This is a genomic window from Ramlibacter sp. (assembly GCF_036383835.1).
Taxonomy (GTDB): Bacteria; Pseudomonadota; Gammaproteobacteria; order Burkholderiales; family Burkholderiaceae_C; genus Ramlibacter.
Genome location: NZ_DASVNN010000017.1, coordinates 18321 through 38168 on the forward strand (window position 1 = coordinate 18321; position 19848 = coordinate 38168).

The 19848-nt window shown below is 65.7% G+C and carries 22 protein-coding genes; 9 read left to right on the forward strand and 13 right to left on the reverse strand.

The window, feature by feature from the left end; genetic code table 11:
• Positions 1-10: 10 nt before the first annotated feature.
• The 3 genes from VF522_RS03220 to VF522_RS03230 all read right to left on the reverse strand — a co-directional run bounded on the left by VF522_RS03220 (position 11) and on the right by VF522_RS03230 (position 3526).
• Entirely contained in the window at positions 11-1132 is a 1122-nt protein-coding gene (locus VF522_RS03220) for a branched-chain amino acid ABC transporter permease (protein ID WP_330906778.1), read from the reverse strand.
• A gap of 13 nt (positions 1133-1145) precedes the next feature.
• Entirely contained in the window at positions 1146-2075 is a 930-nt protein-coding gene (locus VF522_RS03225) for a branched-chain amino acid ABC transporter permease (RefSeq protein ID WP_330906779.1), read from the reverse strand.
• Between the two features lie 152 nt (positions 2076-2227).
• Positions 2228-3526 (reverse strand): replication-associated recombination protein A, encoded by a 1299-nt coding sequence (locus tag VF522_RS03230; protein WP_330906780.1) that lies wholly within the window; start codon positions 3524-3526, stop codon positions 2228-2230.
• A 24-nt stretch (positions 3527-3550) separates the two neighbouring features.
• Between VF522_RS03230 and VF522_RS03235 the strand changes: the two genes are divergently transcribed.
• Positions 3551-3922, forward strand: a complete 372-nt coding sequence (locus VF522_RS03235; protein ID WP_330906781.1) for a hypothetical protein — start codon at positions 3551-3553, stop codon at positions 3920-3922.
• Positions 3923-3931: 9 nt separating this feature from the next.
• Positions 3932-4780 (forward strand): GNAT family N-acetyltransferase, encoded by an 849-nt coding sequence (locus VF522_RS03240; RefSeq protein WP_330906782.1) that lies wholly within the window; start codon positions 3932-3934, stop codon positions 4778-4780.
• A 79-nt stretch (positions 4781-4859) separates the two neighbouring features.
• On the opposite strand, the gene lolA is transcribed toward VF522_RS03240, so the two are convergent.
• The 3 genes from lolA to VF522_RS03255 all read right to left on the reverse strand — a co-directional run bounded on the left by lolA (position 4860) and on the right by VF522_RS03255 (position 8669).
• Entirely contained in the window at positions 4860-5495 is a 636-nt protein-coding gene (gene lolA, locus VF522_RS03245) for an outer membrane lipoprotein chaperone LolA (protein WP_330906783.1), read from the reverse strand.
• Between the two features lie 86 nt (positions 5496-5581).
• Positions 5582-7915: a DNA translocase FtsK gene (locus VF522_RS03250; protein WP_330906784.1), complete on the reverse strand. Its 2334-nt coding sequence runs from the start codon at positions 7913-7915 to the stop codon at positions 5582-5584.
• A gap of 79 nt (positions 7916-7994) precedes the next feature.
• On the reverse strand, positions 7995-8669 hold the full coding sequence (locus VF522_RS03255; protein ID WP_330906785.1) for a Crp/Fnr family transcriptional regulator: 675 nt from the start codon (positions 8667-8669) through the stop codon (positions 7995-7997).
• A 157-nt stretch (positions 8670-8826) separates the two neighbouring features.
• On the opposite strand from VF522_RS03255, the gene trxB reads away from it, so the two are divergent.
• Positions 8827-9777 (forward strand): thioredoxin-disulfide reductase, encoded by a 951-nt coding sequence (gene trxB, locus VF522_RS03260; protein ID WP_330906786.1) that lies wholly within the window; start codon positions 8827-8829, stop codon positions 9775-9777.
• Positions 9778-9945: 168 nt separating this feature from the next.
• On the opposite strand, the gene VF522_RS03265 is transcribed toward trxB, so the two are convergent.
• The 3 genes from VF522_RS03265 to VF522_RS03275 form a co-directional block, all read right to left on the reverse strand.
• Positions 9946-10254: a hypothetical protein gene (locus tag VF522_RS03265; RefSeq protein ID WP_330906787.1), complete on the reverse strand. Its 309-nt coding sequence runs from the start codon at positions 10252-10254 to the stop codon at positions 9946-9948.
• Between the two features lie 14 nt (positions 10255-10268).
• A complete protein-coding gene (locus VF522_RS03270; RefSeq protein WP_330906788.1) occupies positions 10269-10571 on the reverse strand; it encodes a hypothetical protein in 303 nt (100 codons plus the stop codon).
• Positions 10572-10674: 103 nt separating this feature from the next.
• Positions 10675-11511 (reverse strand): IS1 family transposase, encoded by an 837-nt coding sequence (locus VF522_RS03275; RefSeq protein ID WP_330906789.1) that lies wholly within the window; start codon positions 11509-11511, stop codon positions 10675-10677.
• 136 nt (positions 11512-11647) lie between these two features.
• Between VF522_RS03275 and VF522_RS03280 the strand changes: the two genes are divergently transcribed.
• The 3 genes from VF522_RS03280 to rpmG all read left to right on the forward strand — a co-directional run bounded on the left by VF522_RS03280 (position 11648) and on the right by rpmG (position 13496).
• Positions 11648-12682 carry a P63C domain-containing protein gene (locus VF522_RS03280; RefSeq protein WP_330906790.1) on the forward strand — a complete coding sequence of 345 codons (1035 nt, stop codon included), beginning with the start codon at positions 11648-11650 and terminating at the stop codon, positions 12680-12682.
• Between the two features lie 395 nt (positions 12683-13077).
• Positions 13078-13311, forward strand: coding sequence for a 50S ribosomal protein L28 (gene rpmB, locus VF522_RS03285; RefSeq protein WP_330906791.1), 234 nt, complete (start codon positions 13078-13080; stop codon positions 13309-13311).
• Between the two features lie 14 nt (positions 13312-13325).
• Positions 13326-13496 (forward strand): 50S ribosomal protein L33, encoded by a 171-nt coding sequence (rpmG, locus tag VF522_RS03290; RefSeq protein ID WP_055899695.1) that lies wholly within the window; start codon positions 13326-13328, stop codon positions 13494-13496.
• Between the two features lie 90 nt (positions 13497-13586).
• Here rpmG and VF522_RS03295 read toward each other — a convergent pair whose 3' ends face one another.
• Positions 13587-14045 carry a hypothetical protein gene (locus tag VF522_RS03295; RefSeq protein ID WP_330906792.1) on the reverse strand — a complete coding sequence of 153 codons (459 nt, stop codon included), beginning with the start codon at positions 14043-14045 and terminating at the stop codon, positions 13587-13589.
• Positions 14046-14295: 250 nt separating this feature from the next.
• Between VF522_RS03295 and VF522_RS03300 the strand changes: the two genes are divergently transcribed.
• Positions 14296-14688: a DUF3597 domain-containing protein gene (locus tag VF522_RS03300; protein ID WP_330906793.1), complete on the forward strand. Its 393-nt coding sequence runs from the start codon at positions 14296-14298 to the stop codon at positions 14686-14688.
• 50 nt (positions 14689-14738) lie between these two features.
• On the opposite strand, the gene VF522_RS03305 is transcribed toward VF522_RS03300, so the two are convergent.
• The 3 genes from VF522_RS03305 to purN all read right to left on the reverse strand — a co-directional run bounded on the left by VF522_RS03305 (position 14739) and on the right by purN (position 17928).
• Positions 14739-15953, reverse strand: a complete 1215-nt coding sequence (locus VF522_RS03305) for a DesA family fatty acid desaturase (RefSeq protein WP_330906794.1) — start codon at positions 15951-15953, stop codon at positions 14739-14741.
• A 117-nt stretch (positions 15954-16070) separates the two neighbouring features.
• Positions 16071-17339, reverse strand: coding sequence for an RsmB/NOP family class I SAM-dependent RNA methyltransferase (locus tag VF522_RS03310; protein ID WP_330906795.1), 1269 nt, complete (start codon positions 17337-17339; stop codon positions 16071-16073).
• A gap of 7 nt (positions 17340-17346) precedes the next feature.
• The gene (purN, locus tag VF522_RS03315; protein ID WP_330906796.1) at positions 17347-17928 is read right to left on the reverse strand and encodes a phosphoribosylglycinamide formyltransferase; all 582 of its coding nucleotides are present in this window, start codon (positions 17926-17928) and stop codon (positions 17347-17349) included.
• Positions 17929-17957: 29 nt separating this feature from the next.
• Here purN and VF522_RS03320 point away from each other — a divergent pair, with 29 nt between their 5' ends.
• Together VF522_RS03320 and VF522_RS03325 are read left to right on the forward strand one after the other, a co-directional pair.
• Positions 17958-18635 (forward strand): YceH family protein, encoded by a 678-nt coding sequence (locus tag VF522_RS03320; protein ID WP_330906797.1) that lies wholly within the window; start codon positions 17958-17960, stop codon positions 18633-18635.
• Positions 18636-18661: 26 nt separating this feature from the next.
• Positions 18662-19840 (forward strand): acyl-CoA dehydrogenase family protein, encoded by a 1179-nt coding sequence (locus VF522_RS03325; RefSeq protein ID WP_330906798.1) that lies wholly within the window; start codon positions 18662-18664, stop codon positions 19838-19840.
• Positions 19841-19848: the final 8 nt, after the last annotated feature.

Sequence of the window (19848 nt, forward strand, 5' to 3'; positions counted from 1 at the left end):
GCCGTTCCCCTCAGCGCGCGCCGTTGCGCGAGAGGACCTTGCCGTGTTCGGGCGTCGGCCACAGCCCGCGCGGACGCAGCAGCATCACGATGATCATGGCCAGCGCGATCAGCAGCTGGCGCAGGATGGCAGGGTCGAGGCGGCCGCCCGTCACGGACTGCAGGTCCAGCGCGCCCGACACCCAGCGCAGCACCTCGGGCAGCGCCGACAGCAGCACCGCGCCCAGGATCACGCCGGGCAGGTGCCCAATGCCCCCGAGCACCACCATCGCCACGATCATTACCGACTCCATCAGGCTGAAGGACTCGGGCGAGACGAAACCCTGGAAGGCCGAGAACATGACGCCCGACACGCCGCCGAAGGTGGCGCCCATGCCGAAGGCGAGCAGCTTCATGTTGCGGGTGTTGATGCCCATCGCCTTGGCGGCGATCTCGTCCTCGCGGATCGCCATCCAGGCGCGGCCGATGCGCGAGAGCTCCAGGCGGTGGCAGAGGATCACGCTCACCACCACCAGCACGAGGAACAGGTAGTAGTACTTGGTGACCGAGTTGAAGGTGATGCCCAGGAACTCCGTCTGGCCCGAGAGGTTCACCCCCGGGATGCCCAGCGCATCGAACTTGAACAGCCGGATCGAGTCGATCTGGCTCAGGCCCTTGGGCCCGTTGGTGATGTTGACCGGATGGTCCAGGTTGTTCAGGAACACGCGGATGATCTCGCCGAAGCCGAGCGTCACGATCGCGAGGTAGTCGCCGCGCAGCTTGAGCGTCGGCGCGCCGAGCAGGATGCCGAAGAAACCCGCCAGCAAGGCGCCTGCCGGGATCACCAGCCACACCGAGGTGTGCAAGCCGTTGGGGAACATCTGCGCGAACCAGGGAAAGGCTTCGGACAGGTGCGGCGACGCCATCAGGGCGTACATGTAGGCGCCGATGGCGAAGAAGGCGACGAATCCCAGGTCCAGCAGGCCGGCATAGCCCACCACGATGTTGAGGCCCAGGGCCAGCAGCACGTAGAGCAGCGCGGTGTCGGCGATGCGGACCCAGAAGTTGCCCGCGGACTGCAGCATCAGCGGCAGGATGGCCAGGGCGAGCGCCGCCAGCACCCACACCACGGTCTTGTTCTGCTTGTTGATCATGGTGCCGTCCTCCTCAGGCGCGATCGGCCACGCGCTCGCCGAGCAGGCCGGAGGGCCGCAGCGTCAGCACGACGATCAGCACGATGAACGCGAAGATGTCCGAGTAGTGGCTGCCCAGCACGCCGCCCGTGAGCACCCCGAGGTAGCCGGAGCCGATCGCCTCGATGAGCCCGAGCAGCACGCCGCCCACCACCGCGCCGGCCAGGTTGCCGATGCCGCCGAACACCGCCGCGGTGAAGGCCTTCAGTCCGGGCAGGAAGCCCATGGTGTGCTGCACCGTGCCGTAGTTCGACGCGTACATCACGCCGGCGATGGTGGCCAGGATCGCGCCGATCACGAAGGTCGCCGAGATCACGTGGTCGGGCTTCACGCCCATGAGCGCCGCGACGCGCGGATTCTCCGCGGTGGCGCGCATCGCGCGGCCCAGGCGCGTGTAGTTCACCAGGTACATCAGCACCGCCAGCGCGATCGCGGTGACGCCCAGGATCATGATCTGCGTGGTGGTGATCACCGCGCCGCCGATCTCGAAGGGCGCGGCCGGCAGCAGCGCCGGGTACGGCTTGTAGTTCGGCTTGAAGATGATCATCGCCAGCGTCTGCAGCAGGATCGACATGCCGATGGCGGTGATGAGGGGAGCGAGCTTGGGACTGTTGCGCAGCGGCCGGTAGGCGACCTTCTCGATCACGAAGTTGAGGGCCGATGCGACGACGCAGGAGATGATCGTGGCGACCAGCAGCATCAGCCAGCCGGGAACGCCCGGCATGGCGTCCTGCGCGCTGGTGATGATCGCCCAGCTGGTGAGGGCCCCCACCATCAGCACCTCGCCGTGCGCGAAGTTGATCAGGTTGATGATGCCGTACACCATGGTGTAGCCGAGGGCCACCAGTGCGTACATGCTGCCGAGGACCAGACCGTTGATGATCTGCTGCAGCAGGATCTCCATAGAGGCTTTCTCCGTTTCTTTGCCGCTTGTCGTGCCGATGGCGCCTTTGTGGGGCGCCTCGCCATCTAGCAAAAAACCCGCCAAGCGGATCCGTGGGCGGGTTGTTCGAGCGAAATTGTAGCGGTGCCACCTGGCGGGGACGCCATCCTCTTCTAGGGGTTTGTCCCTTGTCTTTTGTTCAATTCGCGCAGTTCCCGCAACTTGTCGCCGATGCGGATTTCCAGCCCGCGCTCCACCGGACGGTAGAACCGCGGCGGCTTCATGCCTTCGGGGAAGTAGCTCTCCCCGGCAGCGAAGCCGCCCTCCTCGTCGTGCGCGTAGCGATATTCCTTGCCGTAGCCCAGGTCCTTCATCAGGCCCGTGGGTGCATTGCGCAGGTGCAGCGGGACCGGGCGCGTGCCGTCCCTGCGCACCAGCGCGCGCGCCTCGTTGTAGGCGGTGTAGACCGCGTTCGACTTGGGCGCGACCGCGAGGTACACGAGGCATTCGGCCAGCGCCAGTTCGCCTTCGGGCGAGCCGAGCCGCTCGTAGACTTCCGAGGCATCGAGTGCGAGCCGCAGCGCGCGCGGGTCGGCCAGGCCGACGTCCTCCACCGCCATGCGGATCATGCGGCGGGCGATGTAGCGCGGATCGGCCCCCCCATCGAGCATGCGCACGAACCAGTACAGCGTGGCATCGGGATCGGAGCCGCGCATCGACTTGTGCAGCGCGCTGATCGTGTCGTAGAACTGCTCGCCGCCCTTGTCGTAGCGGCGCATGCGCTCGCCCAGCACCTTGAGCAGCCAGTCGTCGGCGATCTGCCCGCGCTTTTCCTTGTTCGCGGCGACGGCCAGCGTCTCCAGCGTGTTCAGCAGGCGGCGGGCGTCGCCGTCGGCATAGGCGATCAGGCGGTCCAGCGCCTTGTCCTCGATCGGCGGCACCGCATCGATCGCCTGCGCGCGCTGCACGATCTGCTTCAGGTCGTCTTCGGCCAGCGGCTGCAGCACGTACACCGCCGCCCGCGACAGCAGCGCGGAGTTCACCTCGAACGAGGGGTTCTCGGTGGTGGCGCCGATGAAGGTGAAGAGCCCCGACTCCACGTGCGGCAGGAAGGCATCCTGCTGGCTCTTGTTGAAGCGATGGACCTCGTCGACGAAGACGATGGTGCGCCGGCCATGCGCCTGCGCGATCAACGCCTGCTCCACGGCCTCGCGGATGTCCTTGACGCCGCCGAGCACGGCGCTGATGGTGATGAACTGCGCGTCGAAGGCCTGCGCCATCAGGCGGGCGATGGTGGTCTTGCCGGTGCCGGGCGGCCCCCAGAGGATGCAGCTGTGCGGCTGGCCGGACTCGAAGGCGATGCGCAGCGGCATGCCTTCGCCCAGCAGGTGTTGCTGCCCGATCACTTCGCCGAGGTTCTGCGGCCGCAGGCGCTCGGCCAGCGGCGCATGGGCGGCGTTGGGCTTGCTCATCCAGCCAGTTTATATTGCGCGGTCATGGAATCGGCGCTCTGGTCCACCCTCTCCGCCCTGCTCGGCGCCCTCGTCGGCGGCGGGATCAGCTACGTGCTGAACCGGCAGCAGTTCAGCAACCAGCTGCGCATCCAGCAGGAGCAGCACAAGGTGGAGTTCATGGCGGAGGAGACGGCGCGTCACTTCCTCAGCCACAAGAGCTTCACCGACCGCTCCTTCGAGACGCTGCGCAACCACCTCGGCGGCTTCGGCGACGACGAACTGCGCAAGATCCTGGTGCGCGCCGGGGCGATCCGCGTCTATCGCGAGGACGGGTCGGAGTGGTGGCGGCTGCTCTCGCGCATGGACGAATTCATCGAGCGCAAGGCGCTGGAGAAAATCACCCGCGAGATCTAAAGTGGCGTCATGGAAGCGGGGTACGTCACCCGGACGATGACCCGCGACGAGTGCGCGCTCGCCGTGGAGTGGGCCGCGCGCGAAGACTGGAATCCCGGCCTGCACGATGCGGCCAGTTTCCATGCCGCCGATCCACAAGGCTTCTTTGTCGGAGTGCTCGACGGCGAACCGGTGGCGTCGATCTCGGTGGTGAAGTACGACCCCGGCTTCGCCTTCCTCGGCCTGTACATCGTGCGGCCCGAGTGGCGTGGGCGCGGCTTCGGTCATGCCCTGTGGAAGCACGGCATGGATTCCGCGGCGGGACGCCAGGTGGGCCTGGACGGGGTGCCGGCGCAGCAGCCCAACTACCGCAAGTCGGGCTTCGAGCTGGCCTGGTGCAATGCGCGCTACGAAGGACGCGGCGGCGCTTCGGCACCCGAAGATGCGCAGCTGGTCGACCTGGCTCGCGTCCCGTTCGACACGGTCAAGGATTACGACAGCCCCTTCTTCCCCGCCGACCGCGGCAGCTTCCTGCGCGCCTGGCTCGCGCAGCCCGATGCCGCGGGGGTGGCTTGGCTGGAAGACGGCCGCCTGCAAGGCTATGGCGTGATCCGCCAGTGCCGGCAAGGCTGGAAGATCGGCCCGCTGTTCGCCGACGGCGAGCGCATCGCCGAGGGCCTGTACGCCGCGCTGGCGGCCCGCGCCGCGGGAGGCGAACCGGTCTACCTCGACGTGCCCGAAGCGAACTACGACGCCGTGGCGCTGGCGCAGCGGCACCACATGCACAAGGTGTTCGACACCGCGCGCATGTACACCGGACGCCCGCCGGCGGTGCCCATGCACCGGCTGTACGGGATCACGACGTTCGAACTGGGCTGACCGCGTCATTCCCGCGCAGGCGGGAAGCCAGGGCATCCGCATCGAAGCCCTGGATCCCCGCCTGCGCGGGGATGACGGGTTACGGCGCCTGCACCACGTCTGCGCCCTTCGGCGGCGTGAAGCGGAAGGCATCCGCGCCGACGCCCGAGTTCAACTGCATGTTGTTGAACGTCATCACCGAGCGCTGGCCGAAGCTATCCAGGATGTCCAGCGCGGCGAGCTGTTCACCGCGGAAGCCCACGCGCATGCTCGTGAGCTGGCCTTCCTTCTGCTTCGGCGTGGCCTGCACCCACTGCATCCCGTCCTTGTCCGGCAGTTCCTGCAGCTCGAAATCGCGCTTCAGCGTCGCGAGGTCCGGCGAGGCGGCGATCAGCGCCGCGGGCGTGGAGCCCAGCACCTTCGCCTGCTTGCGCTGGCTCACCTGGTTCAGGTCCTTGTCGAACAGCCACAGCGTCTGGCCGTCGGCCACGATGGTCTGCTCGAAGGGCTTGCGGTATTCGAAGCGGAAGTGGTTCGGGCGGCTGAATTCGAAGGTGCCGTTGGAGGACTTGGTCCGCGGCGCCTGTCCTTCGCGCGACGGCGCGGTGATCACCTGGGTGAATTCCGCGCGGCCGGTCTTCGCGTTCTTGATGAACGCTTCGAGGCTGTCCATGGCGCCGGCGTGGGCGACGACGGCGGCGGCGGACAGGGCGAGGGTGAGAAAGGTTTTCTTCATGAGGTACTCCCAACACGACATTGTCGGTTGGGTGGCCGCCCCGCGCCGAAGTTCGTTACGGATGGTGAACGTCGGCGAAAACGCCGTCATTCGGCCCGGCCGGGCACCAGGATTTCACGCTGGCCGCGAGCATTCATCGCGCTCACGAGCCCGGCTTTTTCCATCGCTTCGAGCAGGTTCGCGGCCTTGTTGTAGCCGATGGCCAGGTGGCGCTGCACGAGCGAGATGCTCGCCTTCTGGTTCTTCAGCACCACTTCGACGGCCTTGTCGTACAAGGGATCGGCCTCGCCGCTGCCGCCTTCGCCGCCCAGCAGGTCACCGCCCTCGCCGTCGACCGTGCCGCCTTCCAGCACGCCCTCGATGTAGTTCGGCTCGCCGCCCTGCTCCTTCAGGTAGGCCACCACGCGATGCACTTCCTCGTCGCTGACGAAGGCGCCGTGCACGCGGATCGGCAGGCCGGTGCCGCTGGCCATGTACAACTGGTCGCCCATGCCGAGCAGCGCCTCGGCACCCATCTGGTCGAGGATGGTGCGGCTGTCGATCTTGCTGGACACCTGGAAGGAAATGCGGGTCGGGATGTTCGCCTTGATCAGGCCGGTGATCACGTCGACGCTGGGACGCTGCGTCGCGAGGATCAGGTGGATGCCCGCGGCGCGCGCCTTCTGCGCCAGGCGCGCGATCAGTTCCTCGATCTTCTTGCCGACCACCATCATCAGGTCGGCCAGTTCGTCGATCACGACGACGATGTAGGGCAGGCGCTCCAGCGGCTCGGGGCTGTCCGGCGTCAGGCTGAAGGGGTTGTAGATGAACTGTTCCTTCGCCTTCGCCTCGTCGATCTTGTGGTTGTAGCCGGCCAGGTTGCGCACGCCCAGCTTGGACATCAGCTTGTAGCGGCGCTCCATCTCGGCGACGCACCACGTGAGGCCGTTGCCGGCCTGCCTCATGTCGGTCACGACGGGCGCGAGCAGGTGCGGGATGCCCTCGTAGACCGACATCTCCAGCATCTTGGGGTCGATCATCAGCAGGCGCACGTCGCGCGCCTCGGCCTTGTACAGCAGGCTGAGGATCATCGAGTTGATGCCCACCGACTTGCCCGAGCCGGTGGTGCCGGCCACCAGCACGTGCGGCATCTTGGCGAGGTCCGCCACCACGGGGTTGCCGACGATGTCCTTGCCCAGGCCCAGCGTGAGCTGCGACTTGGCTTCGTTGTACGCCTGCGAGCCGAGGATCTCCGACAGCTTGATCGCCTGCCGCTTGGCGTTGGGCAGTTCCAGCGCCATGAAGTTCTTGCCCGGGATCGTCTCGATCACGCGGATCGACACCAGCGACAGCGAGCGCGCGAGGTCCTTGGCGAGGTTGACGATCTGCGAGCCCTTCACGCCGGTGGCGGGCTCGATCTCGTAGCGGGTGATCACCGGGCCCGGCGCGGCGGCCACGACGCGCACGTCGACGCCGAAGTCCTTCAGCTTCTTCTCGATCAGCCGCGAGGTCATCTCCAGCGTCTCGGAGGAGACGGTCTCCTGGCGGCCGGCGGACGCATCGAGCAGGTCGACCTGCGGCAGCTTGCTGTCCGGCATGTCGGAGAACAGCGGCTTCTGGCGTTCCTTGACGACGCGCTCGCTCTTGGGCACGTCGATCACCACGGGCTCGATCAGCACGGGCGTCGGATGGTGCTCCTCGCTCTCCACGCGCTCGACCTGCACCGTCTCCTCGCGCTCCCTGGCGGCGCGCTGACCGAATGCCACGTCCACGGCGATCTCGCTCTTCTTGCGGCGCGACTCGATGAAGCGGTCGATGCCGCCGCCGATGCGCTCGGCGACGTGGCTCCAGGAGAAGCGGAACACGATCGCCGAGGCGAGCACCATGAGCGCCACGCACACCAGCCCCGAGCCGATGAAACCCAGCACGTTCACCAGTCCCGGGCCGACCAGGAAGCCGAGCGAGCCGCCGGCGTGATCGGGCAGCCGCTCCTCGAAACGGTACAGGCGCGACCACTCCAGCGCGGTGCTGGCGACCAGCAGCACGGCCAAGCCGGTCCAGAACGCCCAGCGGGTGTTCAACCGGCGGTTGCCCGGCGGCTCCGGCGCAGGCTCGCTGCCGCGCATCCAGCGCGCCAGCGAAGCCAGCCAGGCGCGCAGGCCGGCGGCGAAGCACCACCAGACCGAGTAGCCAAGCAGGAAGAAGCTCGCATCGGCCAGCCAGGCGCCGAGGCGGCCGCCCCAGTTGCGCAGGGCCTCGCCGTCGCCGGAAGTGGAGAAGGCAGGATCGAAGGGCGAGTGGCTGACCAGCGCCAGCAGCCAGAACACGAGGGCCACGGCGCCGAGCACCAGCGCCGTCTCGTGGGCGAACCGCGCCAGCCCCGAGCGCGGGCCGGAGCCCGGCGAGGACTCGTCGGTCAGGGTGTTCAGGGAATACGTCATGCGCAGCGCAAGCTTAGCGCAGCGTCCGGTGGGTCATTCCCGCGGAGGCGGGAACCCAGGGCTTTCTGTTGTTTGCGCGTCAGCCCAGCGTCGTCAGCCGGTCCTTCACCAGCATCGAACCGTCTTCCCGCGTCTCGATGAAGCCGCGGTCCTCCAGGTCCTTCATCACGCGGCTGACCATCTCGCGGGAGGCGCCGACCATCTTGGCGATGTCCTGGCGCGAGATGCGCTCGCGGATCGTCATGAGGCCTTCGCGATCGGGCTGGGCGAATTCCAGCAGGGCGCGGGCCACGCGGCCATACACGTCCATCAGCGCCAGCGACTCGATCTTGCGGTCGGCCTGGCGCAGGCGCTGCACCAGCCCCTTCATGATGGCGTACGACATCGAGCTGTTCTCGGGCAGGCAGCGCGCGAACTCGGCGCGGCCCAGCGTGAGCATGTCGGTCTGCACCTCGGCGCGGCAGGTGGCCGAATGCGGTTCGTTGTCGATGAGGCTCATCTCGCCGATGTAGTCGCCGGGGTTCAGCGTGGCGAGGATCACTTCGCGGCCGCGCTTGTCGGAGGTGACGACACGCACGCGGCCGGTGAGGATGATGAAGAGGGTATTGGTCTTCTCGCCCTGTTCCACGATGGTCTCGCCGCGCTTGAAGCGCCGCTTGACGACCGCGTCGGCTACCGACTCCGCCTGGTTGGAGGTCAGCAGGGCAAACAGGGGCACTCTGCGGATCAACTCCAGGTTGGACAGCATCGACATCTTCTTTATCCCTCCTGAATCGCGGCCGGCGCGTGGGTTCTTACAATCGCCGTGATCGAGATCACGCAAGCATTGTGTCTGGCTACGTGCTTGATACTTCTCGAACCGGCCCGAAATGTACACCGACCTGTGGTGTTTCCCACACAGGTGTTTCCAGATGAATACCAAGCACGCCAAAGTCCTGATCCTCGGCTCCGGCCCCGCCGGCTACACCGCCGCCGTCTACGCCGCCCGCGCCAACCTGAACCCCGTGCTGGTCACAGGCATCGCGCAGGGCGGGCAGTTGATGACGACCACCGAAGTGGACAACTGGCCGGCGGACGTGCACGGCGTGCAGGGCCCCGAGCTGATGCAGCGCTTCCTCGAGCACGCCGAGCGCTTCAAGACCGAGATCGTGTTCGACCACATCAACAAGGTCGATTTCGGCAAGCGCCCCTTCGTGCTCACGGGCGACAGCGGCACGTACACCTGCGACTCGCTGGTCATCGCCACCGGCGCGTCGGCGCAGTACCTGGGGCTGCCTTCGGAAGCCGAGTTCATGGGCAAGGGCGTGAGCGCCTGCGCCACCTGCGACGGCTTCTTCTACCGCGACCAGGTGACCTGCGTGATCGGCGGCGGCAACACGGCGGTGGAGGAAGCGCTGTACCTCTCAAACATTGCGAAGAAGGTTTACCTCGTGCACCGGCGCGACAAGTTCCGCGCGGAGCCGATCCTGGTGGACAAGGTGAAGCAGAAGGTCGAGGAAGGCAAGATCGAACTGAAGCTGTTCAAGACGCTGGACGAGGTGCTGGGCGACGCCAGCGGCGTGACCGGCGTGCGCCTGAAGGACACCCAGACCGGCGCCACCGAGGACATCGAGCTGCAGGGCGCCTTCATCGCCATCGGCCACAAGCCCAACACCGACATCTTCCAGGGCCAGCTGGAGATGAAGGACGGCTACATCATCACCAAGGGCGGCCTCAACGGCTTCGCCACCATGACCAGCGTCCCGGGCGTGTTCGCCGCGGGCGACGTGCAGGATCACGTGTACCGCCAGGCGATCACCAGCGCCGGAACGGGTTGCATGGCGGCCCTGGACGCCCAGCGATTCCTGGAACAGCAGGAGTAATCGTCATTCCCGCGAAGGCGGGAACCCAGGGCTTCCCCATTCGGCCCCTGCCATGCCCTGGATCCCGGTAGTGGGTCAGTTTGAGGCTGGGTTTGTAAGCGGACAAGCGCCAAAAGAGAACCGGCCCCGAAGGGCCGGATTGGCGGTGTCATGCGGGACTCCGCGCAGTCACCCCGCAGCGAGCTTGCGGAAGCAACTGTCGAGAAATTGGAGCAAAGAGACCTGACCAGTGAATCTCTTGTGCTGCGATGTGATGTTTCCGTGCCGCAGCTCCATGACATCAGCCTCGCCCGAACCCCAAAGATCGACTTGCATCAGAGAGGCTGGAGCCTCAAGACGAAGAACTGCCTTGCCCTTTGGCACGTGCGCGTTGCGGACACTGTCAACCTTGAACGTCACATGACGCGCTTGGAGTTGAGCACGGTGGTCCCTGAGCCACCCATCGACCCACTGTCGGATATCCAGTTCTGCGCTCATATCGACCTCCAATCTCAGATGACCCGGCGGATGCTCGCTGCCAGAGGCATATCTTTGATGCCGAGTGTTCCTGCGAAGAGATGCCCCGGTCCGTAAATCTTCCCCCATGGCGGAGGAGGCACGCATACGACCACACGAGAATCCTCAACGTCGAACTCCACGTAACAACTCCCCGCAGCGGCTGCGTTGTAGCCTGTGCTGCTTGCTGGAAAGATAACGTTCGTGACGCCACCCAGGTTGCTCTCCACAACCCTACCCGTCGTAATCAATTGCTGAAGTTCAGCGTCCGACATCCACCGACCGACCGTGATCAGCACTTCTTTTTGTTCTCTCCTTGCTGGCCATCCTAAAGGGTGCGGTAGAGGTCCGCAATGGCCCAATGGCCGCTGATCATCCATACAGTTGCGCACATCAGAAGGGCTAGCCGTTCGTGTCAGCCATCACGGCTATGTCCTCCATGGACCACAGGAAGTCCGTCACGCCCGCCTCCATGGCGGGCGTCGTCTTGATGGTCTTGTGAATCTTCACGAAGTTGTAGACCATGAAGTAGAAGCTGATGGCGTGCATGTGGTTCGCCATCTTCTTGCTGAAGGCGTTGGTCAGGCGCGTGAAGCGGCGGTTGCCCATGCGCAGGCTCAGGTTGGAACGCTCCACGATTGAGGTACTGGCGAGGTTCATGTCCGGGTTGCCGCACACGGATTCCTTGCTGCACTTCACGAAGGTCGCAGGGCTGTAGCGGCGACGGCCTTCCACCACGGACGGCCCGCCTTCATAGGACTTGTTCAGAACTGCGTGGTCAACGCGGTCGTGGAACGCAGTTTCCACCGCACCAACGTATGCGCCCCAGCCATCGGTGGTGATCTGCACGCGGCCCGCGATGCGCGAAGCCAGATCGGCCATGAAGTCATAGGTGCAGTCCGGGCTGCGCACACCAACCAGCCAGCAGGGCATCAGCTTGGTTTCGGCGTCGATGGCGGTGAACGTGTAGCAGTCGCCGAACTCCTCGGGATGGTCCTGCGTCACGTTCTTCTGCTTCGCGCCCACGAACGACCAGATTTCATCGCACTCCAGACGGTTCACGCGCAGGCCGCGCATCACGCGGTCTTGATACGCGGCACAGGCTTCGCCAACCTCCTCCAGCAGCTTCAGCACCGTGTTCTTGCTCTTGCCCGTGACCCGCGCCGTGGCGTTGACGCCCATGCCTTCGGAGAGGCAGTTGAGGATCTGAACGCGGTCTTGGATGGAGAGCTTGTTCATCGGCTTCTTTCGTTCGGGTCAGTTTGAATTCTAGTTTGTAACGTCGTCAAAGCAAGCAAAAACGGACGGACGGTGCTTGCATCATGGCCGCGCGAGACTTCACAATGCAAGCATCAGAAGATAAAAGGTGCTTGCTATGAGCGAGGACGACTCCGGCGAAGTAACTGGCCGCGCGAAGGGCGGCATGGCCAGGGCGGCGAAACTGACCCCCGAGGAGCGCAGCGAAATCGCGCGAAAGGGTGGCTTGGCCAAACGGGCGAAGAAGGACGAACCGCCCAAGCTTCCGCACGCCGCCTACAAAGGAGTGTTGAAGATTGCGGACTTGGAGATCGCCTGCTTCGTTCTGGATGACGGCAGGCGGGTGATCTCTGGGCGCGGGATGACTACAGCCATCGGCATGAAAGGCCGTGGCCAAGGTATCGCTCGGATTCAGGGCCTCAAGGCGCTAAAGTCCTTACAAAACAACAACATACCAGTGGCCATCGCGGCGCCGATCCAGTTCACCGGCAGCTCACCAAAGGTAGGCGTACCCAGCGATGGTTTTGAGGCCACAGTCCTGCAGGAGTTGTGTGAGGCGCTGCTCACCGCCCGTGATGCGGGACTTCTGAAGACGGACCAAGAAATCCGTTACGGTCAGTTTGCCGACATGCTGGTACGTGCCTTCGCTCGGGTCGGCATCGTGGCGTTGGTGGATGAAGCCACGGGCTATCAGGCCGTCCGTCCTCAAGATGCCCTCCAGCAGTATTTGGAAATGCTGGTTCGAAAGGAACTGGCAGCTTGGGTCAAGAAGTTCCCGGACGAGTTCTACGAGAACATCTACAAGCTCAAGGGCTGGATATGGCCTGGCATGGGCAAGAACCGCTTCAGCGTAGTGGCGCACTACACGCGCGATCTTGTCTACAACCGGATCGCACCGGGGCTGTTAAAGGAGTTGGAGAAGAAGAGCCCGAGGGATGAGAGGGGCAACCGCAAGGCGAAGCTTCACCAGTTCCTGACCGAGGACATTGGCGACCCCATGCTCGCACAGCACATGCACTCGCTGGTAATGCTGCAGCGCCTCGCGCTGGCCAACGGGCACGGCTGGCACCGATTCTTGAAAACCGTTGACCAAGTTATGCCGAAGCGCGGGGAAACGTTGGAACTGCCCCTGATCGAGCCGGAAGACGCCTAGAGCGATTGCTTCCGCGTCCTGGGCGCCTTCTTCGCCGCCACCTTGGTCACCTTGGGGGCGGCTTCCTTTTGGGGCTCAGGCGGCTTCTTGGGGGCCTCGCCAGTGGCTTGGCGCACCACATCGAGGGCTACCTGAGCGAAGTCTTTCCGAGAGGACATGGGGCGAGGGTAGCAGGCGAGTTCAGAGGGGCCAACTTTTTTGTAACGCGCGCCGGGTCAGCCTGAACCAGTACCTGGATCCCCGCCTCCGCGGGGATGACCGCTTTCTGGCTATAATCGCGGGCTTCGCCGGGAAACCGGCCGGTTACCGCCCCCGTCAGGGCGAGGTGAGCCCGGTCCTCGGAGCGAACGCATGCGTTCGCGGTGAGTGCCGGGCGGTTTGACGGAGAGTTCCAGATGTCACGCGTCTGCGAAGTGACGGGCAAGGGCCCGATGGTGGGGAACAACGTTTCCCACGCCAACAACAAGACCAAGCGCCGGTTCCTGCCGAACCTGCAATACCGCCGTTTCTGGGTCGAGAGCGAGAACCGCTTCGTGCGCCTGCGCGTTTCCAACGCCGCCGTGCGCCTGATCGACAAGAACGGTATCGATGCCGTGCTGGCGGACATGCGCGCCCGCGGCCAGGCTTAAGCAAGGAGCAGAACATGGCTAGCAAAGGCGGTCGCGAAAAGATCAAGCTGGAGTCCACCGCGGGCACCGGCCACTTCTACACCACGAGCAAGAACAAGAAGACGATGCCCGAGAAGATGTCGATCATGAAGTTCGACCCGAAGGCTCGCAAGCACGTCGAGTACAAGGAGACCAAGCTGAAGTGACGTCGGCGCCCCAGGGCGCCAAGTCATTTCATCCCGGCGCAGGCCGGGATCCAGAAAAAGCCCCGCATCGCGGGGCTTTTTTTTGCGCGCTTACCAATAGCGCCGGTCGTCCGGCCAGCGGTCCTGCGTGTTGGCCACGCCGTCGCCGTCGCGGTCCCACGAGCGGTAGCCGGAGTTGCTGCTGTAGGTGCCGTAGATCGGGCGGCCCCACTGGTCGTACTGCACGTTGCCGTAGACGTTGTTGCCGTAGACGTTCGACTGCGACTGCGACTGCACGAACACCTGGCGGCCGTACTGGTCGTAGTAGAACTGGCGGCCGTACTGGTCCGCATAGATCTGGTTGGTGCTGCCATAGTAAGGCGCCTGGCCGTAGTACGGCGTGGTGCCGGCCACCACGGCGGGGGTGCCGTTGCTGCCGTAGCCGTAGTTGTACGTCGGCGTCCCGATCCCGAAAATGCCGTTGATGATCGAGCCGAGGTCCTGCGCCGAGGCCGCCCCGCCGAAGGCGAGCGCCCCCGCTGCGACGGCCGAAAGGATGAACTTCTTCATTTGAATCTCCTGTACGCGGAAGGTCCGCTTGACCTCATTTGAGTGCCGGGGACAAGCCTTCGGTAGCGGCGATTCGCTACCGCCGCGTACGAAGGGCATGGCATCCGGCGTAGGCAGTCCCTGCTCAACGGCAGGACTGCGCTGCCGTTCGGCTGTGCCAGCCGTCACCCTTCCCTCCATGCGCCCCTGTCCGACAGCGGCTGCCGCCGAGCCACGCCGACACTGCCTCTCCCGCACCCAGGAGAACGACATGAGCATCCTCGGCAAGATCTTCAGCCGGCTGCAGAACCACGCGAATGCGGCGCAGCCGCAGGCCCAGCCGGCGCCGGCCCAGACCACCGCCGCCGCCCAGCCGACCGCACAGCCTCAGGCGACCCCTCAGGCCGCGCCCCAGGACGCGCCGACGGCCACGATCGAACGCGTGGACATGGAAAAGGTGCTGGACGACATGGCCGCCCACAACCCGCAGAAGCTCAACTGGCGCAGCTCGGTCGTCGACCTGATGAAGCTGACCGGCATGGAAAGCACGCTGCAGGAGCGCCGTGAACTGGCCGACGAACTGGGCTACACCGGCGACAAGAACGACACGGCGGCCATGAACCAGTGGCTGCACGGGAAGCTGATGGATCGGCTGAAGGCCTGAAATGAAAAAAGCCCCGCGATGCGGGGCTTTTCCGAAGGGGGCGGCGCGTCTTACGCGTGCGCCGACCGCAGCTTCAGCGAGAACTGCCGCAGCGCCTCGATCCCGCTTTCCTCGGCCCGGCGGCACCAGGCCTGCAGTTCGACGGCGAGCTGCTCGCGCGAGTGGTTCGTGTTGAGCCACATCTGGCGCAGTTCCTCGCGCATGCTGACCATCTTGTCCAGCACCGGGTGGGCATCGCGCACCTGCTGCAGCTGCGGGCGGGCGGCGGCCGGCACCTTGTCCTCGTCGCGATGCAGCCAGCGCTTGGCGGACTTGAGCATGCCGGAGTCGACGCCCTTGGCCTTCAGCGTGGCGATCTCGGCGCGGCAGGCCAGGCGCATCTCGCGGGCATAGCCGGCCATCACCTCGTAGCGGTTGGCGATCACGGCCTCCAGCGTCTTCTCGTCGGCCACCGGCTTGATCGTGCCCAGGCGCAGCTTCGGCGGCACCTTCTTCACGGTGGCCAGGCCCAGCTTGCTCATGGCGCTGATGTACACCCAGCCGATGTCGAACTCGTACGGCTTGACCGAGAACTTGGCCGAGGTCGGGTAGGTATGGTGGTTGTTGTGCAGCTCCTCGCCGCCGATCATGATCCCCCAGGGGGAGATGTTCGTGCTGGCGTCGGGCGCCTCGAAGTTGCGGTAGCCCCAGTAGTGGCCGATGCCGTTGATCACGCCGGCGGCGGAAACCGGGATCCACGCCATCTGCACGGCCCACACGGCCAGGCCGAGGACGCCGAACAGGGCGACGTTGACGATCAGCATCACGCCGACGCCCTGCCAGCTGTAGCGGGTGTACAGGTTGCGCTCGATCCAGTCGTTGGGCGTGCCGTGGCCGAACTTGGCGATGGTCTCCTGGTTCTTGGCCTCGGCGCGATACAGCTCGGAGCCCTTCCAGAACACGGTGTCGATGCCGCGCGTCTGCGGGCTGTGCGGGTCTTCCTCCGTCTCGCACTTGGCGTGGTGCTTGCGGTGGATGGCCACCCATTCCTTGGTCACCATGCCGGTGCCCAGCCACAGCCAGAACCGGAAGAAATGGGACACGATCGGATGCAGGTCCATCGCGCGGTGGGCCTGGGTCCGGTGCAGGAAGATGGTCACGCTGGCGATCGTGATGTGCGTGGTGACCAGCGTGTACAGGATGACCTGCCACCAGGACAGGTTCCACAGGCCGTTGGCCAGCCAGTCGATGGCCGCGTTCAGGACGGCCCAGTCGGGAAGCAACATGGGGAAGATGTCTCTTTCTCTTGTAAGACGAAAGCCCGCAGAAAGTGCGTGCAAGGCAGTTGGAGGGATTTTAGGGCCGGGGGTTCACCCGAACGGACGATTTATTGGACCGTGGGGTCATGCTTGGTCTTTTTCCCACGCTGCGGCAAAGAAACCGTCGGTCCCGTGCCGGTGCGGCCAGAGCCGCAGGTTCTGCCCAGCTTCCCCGCAAAGCTCGGCAGCGGCCCCTATTTTCGCGTTTTCCAGCAGTTCCTGCACGGAAATCCGCCGGAATGCGGGGTGGGAGGCGCTGAATCCGTCAGCAATCTCTTCGTTTTCGGCCCGCAGCAGGCTGCAGGTGGCATAGACGATCCGACCGCCGGGCTTGAGCAGGCGCGCGGCGCTGTCCAGGATCGCCGCCTGCTTGGCAGTCAGCTCCGCCAAAGCCTGGGGCGATTGCCTCCACTTCAGGTCCGGATTGCGGCGCAAGGTTCCCAGGCCGGAGCAAGGCGCATCGACGATCACCCGGTCGATCTTGCCGGCCAGGCGCTTGATGCGGTCGTCGCGCTCATGGGCGATGGCCGCGGGATGCACATTGGAGAGCTTGCTGCGGGCCAGCCGCGGCTTCAGGTTCTCCAGCCGGTGCGCGGACACGTCGAAAGCGTAGAGCCGGCCCGTGTTGCGCATCATCGCGCCGAGGGCCAGGGTCTTGCCGCCGGCGCCGGCGCAGAAGTCGACCACCATCTGGCCGCGGCGGGCATCCGCCAGCAGCGCCAGCAGCTGCGAGCCCTCGTCCTGGACCTCGACCGCACCGCGGGCGAAAACATCCATCCTGGTCAGCGCGGGCTTGCCGTCGAGGCGCAGCCCCCACGGCGAATACGGCGTCGGCTGAGCCGGCAGGCCGGCGAGCTCGAGTTCCCGGCGCACGTCGTCGCGCTTGTCGGTGAGCGCATTCACCCGCAGGTCCAGCGGGGCCGGCTGGTTCAGCGCTTCGATCATCGGCCAGAACCCGTCGCCCAGCTGCTGCTTCAGCGCCGTGGCGAGCCACTCGGGCAGGTTGTGGCGGTGCCGCTCCGACAGCGTCGCCTCGTCGACGGCATCGCATTGCTCCACCCAGGATTTCTCCTGCTCGTTCAGCGCGCCCTTGAGGAATTCGCGCGGGCCGGCGAAACCGAGGATGGCGAGGCGCCGCTCGCGCGAACCGCTGCCCGAACCGGCGAGCTGCTCGAACAGCAGCTTCTTGCGCAGCACCGTGTAGGCGGTCTCGGCGAGCGTCGCCCGCTCGCGCGGGCCCAGCGAGCGATGCTCGCGGAAGTAGCGCGACACGACGGCGTCGGCGGGATGGTCGAATTTCAGGACCTGCGCGACCAGTTCGGCGCAGGCCTCGAGCAAGGCCTTGGGATGCATGCGGTTCCTACAGCTTGGGCAGCAGTTCCGCGATGGCGCGGGGGTAGATCAGGTGTTCCTGGGTCAGCACGCGGGCGGCGATCGCATCGGCGCTGTCGCCGGGCAGGATCGGCACCGCGGCCTGCGCGAGGATGGGGCCGAAGTCGAGCTCCGCGGTCACCTGGTGCACCGTGGCGCCGGCGAACCGGCAGCCCGCCTCGAGTGCGCGCTGGTGCGTGTGCAGGCCAGGAAACGCCGGCAGCAGCGAAGGATGGATGTTCAGCATGCGCCCCTGGTAGCGCGCCACGAAGGCCGGCGTGAGGATGCGCATGAAGCCGGCCAGCACGACCAGCGCCGGCTCGAAGCGATCGATCAGCGCCGCCAGCGCTTCGTCGAAGGCTTCGCGGCTGGCAAAGGGTTTGTGGTCCAGCACCTCCGCCGCGATGCCCTGCTCGCGCGCGAATTGCAGGCCCTTGGCGTCGGGCCGGTTGCTGATCACGGCCTTGACCTCGGCGCCGTAGAGCCTGCCCCAATGCTCGCGCTGCGCGGCGCGCACAATGGCGGCCATGTTGGAGCCCCCGCCGGAAATCAGGATCACGATGTTCTTCATCTCGCCCGCGATTATCCCTGCCGACTGAAATGGAACCGCTGACCCCTGTCGAAGCGCGCGTGCTGGGCACGCTGATGGAGAAGGCGCGCACCGTGCCGGACAGCTACCCGATGTCGCTCAACGCACTCGTGGGCGGCTGCAACCAGAAGAGCAGCCGCGAGCCGATCACCAACCTTTCCGAAGCGCAAGTGCAGGAAGGACTGGACGGCCTGAAGCGCCGCTCGCTGGCCTTCACCACCCGCGGCAGCCGCGTCGAGCGCTGGGAACACAACTTCCAGCGGGCGATGGTGGTGCCGGAGCAGTCGGCCGTGCTGCTCGGGCTGATGATGCTGCGCGGGCCGCAGACCGCCGGCGAGTTGCGCATCCATTCCGAACGCTGGTATCGCTTCGCCGACATCTCCTCGGTGGAAGGGTTTCTCGAGGAAATGCGCGACCGCAGCGAAGAAAAGGGCGGGCCGCTGGTCGTACAACTGCCGCGGGCGCCGGGTTCGCGCGAGGCCCGCTGGGCGCACCTGCTGTGCGGGCCGGTGGATGTGAACACCGCGACCGCGAACCCGCCGGGCGTGAGCGCGCCGGAGTCGCCGCTGGCCGCCCGCGTCAGCGCGCTGGAATCGGAGTTGGCGGAACTCCGCGCATTCGTCTCCGACCTCGCCCAGCAGCTCGGCTTGTCGCAACCCGGACAGGCCGAATCGAACGACCGTGCTTAAATCTCCCTTCCCCCGGAGACAACGTTATGGACCTCGCCTTCACCCCTGAAGAACAGAAGTTCCGCGAGGAGGTCCGCGCCTGGGTGCGCGCGAACCTTCCGCAGGAGATCGCCCACAAGGTGCACAACGCCCTGCACCTCACGCGCGAGGACATGCAGCGCTGGGCCCGGATCCTCGGCAAGAAAGGCTGGCTCGGCTACGGCTGGCCCAAGGAATTCGGCGGCCCCGGCTGGACGGCCGTGCAGAAGCACCTGTTCGAGGAAGAAGCCGCCCTCGCCGGCGCGCCCCGCATCGTGCCTTTCGGCCCGGTGATGGTGGCGCCGGTGATCATGGCCTTCGGCTCGCCCGAGCAGCAGAAGCGCTTTTTGCCCGGCATCGCCAGCGGCGAAGTGTGGTGGAGCCAGGGCTACAGCGAGCCCGGCTCCGGCTCCGACCTGGCCTCGGTGAAGACGCGGGCCGAGCGCAAGGGCGACAAGTACATCGTCAATGGCCAGAAGACGTGGACGACGCTGGCACAGCACGGCGAGTGGATCTTCTGCCTGGTGCGCACTTCCACCGAGGGCAAGCCGCAGACCGGTATCTCCTTCCTGCTGATCGACATGAAGTCGCCCGGCGTCACGGTGCGGCCGATCATCATGCTGGACGGCGGCCACGAAGTGAACGAGGTGTTCTTCGACAACGTCGAAGTGCCGGCCGGGAACCTGGTCGGCGAGGAGAACAAGGGCTGGACCTACGCCAAGCACCTGCTCTCGCACGAACGCACCAACATCGCCGACGTCAACCGCGCCAAGCGCGAGCTGGAGCGCCTCAAGCGCATCGCGAAGAACGAAGGCGTCTGGACCGACCAGCGCTTCCGCGACGAGATCGCGAAGCTGGAAGTGGACGTCGTGGCGCTGGAGATGCTGGTGCTGCGCGTGCTGTCCGCCGAGAAGTCGGGCAAGAACCCGCTGGACATCGCCGGCCTGCTGAAGATCAAGGGCAGCGAGATCCAGCAGCGCTATTCCGAGCTGATGATGCTGGCCGCCGGCCCCTACGCCATTCCCTTCGTGCAGGAAGCGATGGAAGCGGGCTACCAGGGCGAATTCGTGGGCGCGGCTTATCTCGCCCCGCTGGCCGCCACCTACCTGAACATGCGCAAGACCACCATCTATGGCGGCTCGAACGAAGTGCAACGCAACATCGTCGCGCAGACGGTGCTGGGCTGAGGAGGCAG

Bases quoted from the DNA above. Each gene is read 5' to 3' on its own strand.
- VF522_RS03220 (WP_330906778.1), bottom strand. From the start codon at position 1,132: ATGATCAACAAGCAGAACAAGACCGTGGTGTGGGTGCTGGCGGCGCTC.
- VF522_RS03225 (WP_330906779.1), bottom strand. From the start codon at position 2,075: ATGGAGATCCTGCTGCAGCAGATCATCAACGGTCTGGTCCTCGGCAGC.
- VF522_RS03230 (WP_330906780.1), bottom strand. From the start codon at position 3,526: ATGAGCAAGCCCAACGCCGCCCATGCGCCGCTGGCCGAGCGCCTGCGG.
- VF522_RS03235 (WP_330906781.1), top strand. From the start codon at position 3,551: ATGGAATCGGCGCTCTGGTCCACCCTCTCCGCCCTGCTCGGCGCCCTC.
- VF522_RS03240 (WP_330906782.1), top strand. From the start codon at position 3,932: ATGGAAGCGGGGTACGTCACCCGGACGATGACCCGCGACGAGTGCGCG.
- lolA (WP_330906783.1), bottom strand. From the start codon at position 5,495: ATGAAGAAAACCTTTCTCACCCTCGCCCTGTCCGCCGCCGCCGTCGTC.
- VF522_RS03250 (WP_330906784.1), bottom strand. From the start codon at position 7,915: ATGACGTATTCCCTGAACACCCTGACCGACGAGTCCTCGCCGGGCTCC.
- VF522_RS03255 (WP_330906785.1), bottom strand. From the start codon at position 8,669: ATGTCGATGCTGTCCAACCTGGAGTTGATCCGCAGAGTGCCCCTGTTT.
- trxB (WP_330906786.1), top strand. From the start codon at position 8,827: ATGAATACCAAGCACGCCAAAGTCCTGATCCTCGGCTCCGGCCCCGCC.
- VF522_RS03265 (WP_330906787.1), bottom strand. From the start codon at position 10,254: ATGAGCGCAGAACTGGATATCCGACAGTGGGTCGATGGGTGGCTCAGG.
- VF522_RS03275 (WP_330906789.1), bottom strand. From the start codon at position 11,511: ATGAACAAGCTCTCCATCCAAGACCGCGTTCAGATCCTCAACTGCCTC.
- VF522_RS03280 (WP_330906790.1), top strand. From the start codon at position 11,648: ATGAGCGAGGACGACTCCGGCGAAGTAACTGGCCGCGCGAAGGGCGGC.
- rpmB (WP_330906791.1), top strand. From the start codon at position 13,078: ATGTCACGCGTCTGCGAAGTGACGGGCAAGGGCCCGATGGTGGGGAAC.
- rpmG (WP_055899695.1), top strand. From the start codon at position 13,326: ATGGCTAGCAAAGGCGGTCGCGAAAAGATCAAGCTGGAGTCCACCGCG.
- VF522_RS03295 (WP_330906792.1), bottom strand. From the start codon at position 14,045: ATGAAGAAGTTCATCCTTTCGGCCGTCGCAGCGGGGGCGCTCGCCTTC.
- VF522_RS03300 (WP_330906793.1), top strand. From the start codon at position 14,296: ATGAGCATCCTCGGCAAGATCTTCAGCCGGCTGCAGAACCACGCGAAT.
- VF522_RS03305 (WP_330906794.1), bottom strand. From the start codon at position 15,953: ATGTTGCTTCCCGACTGGGCCGTCCTGAACGCGGCCATCGACTGGCTG.
- VF522_RS03310 (WP_330906795.1), bottom strand. From the start codon at position 17,339: ATGCATCCCAAGGCCTTGCTCGAGGCCTGCGCCGAACTGGTCGCGCAG.
- purN (WP_330906796.1), bottom strand. From the start codon at position 17,928: ATGAAGAACATCGTGATCCTGATTTCCGGCGGGGGCTCCAACATGGCC.
- VF522_RS03320 (WP_330906797.1), top strand. From the start codon at position 17,958: ATGGAACCGCTGACCCCTGTCGAAGCGCGCGTGCTGGGCACGCTGATG.
- VF522_RS03325 (WP_330906798.1), top strand. From the start codon at position 18,662: ATGGACCTCGCCTTCACCCCTGAAGAACAGAAGTTCCGCGAGGAGGTC.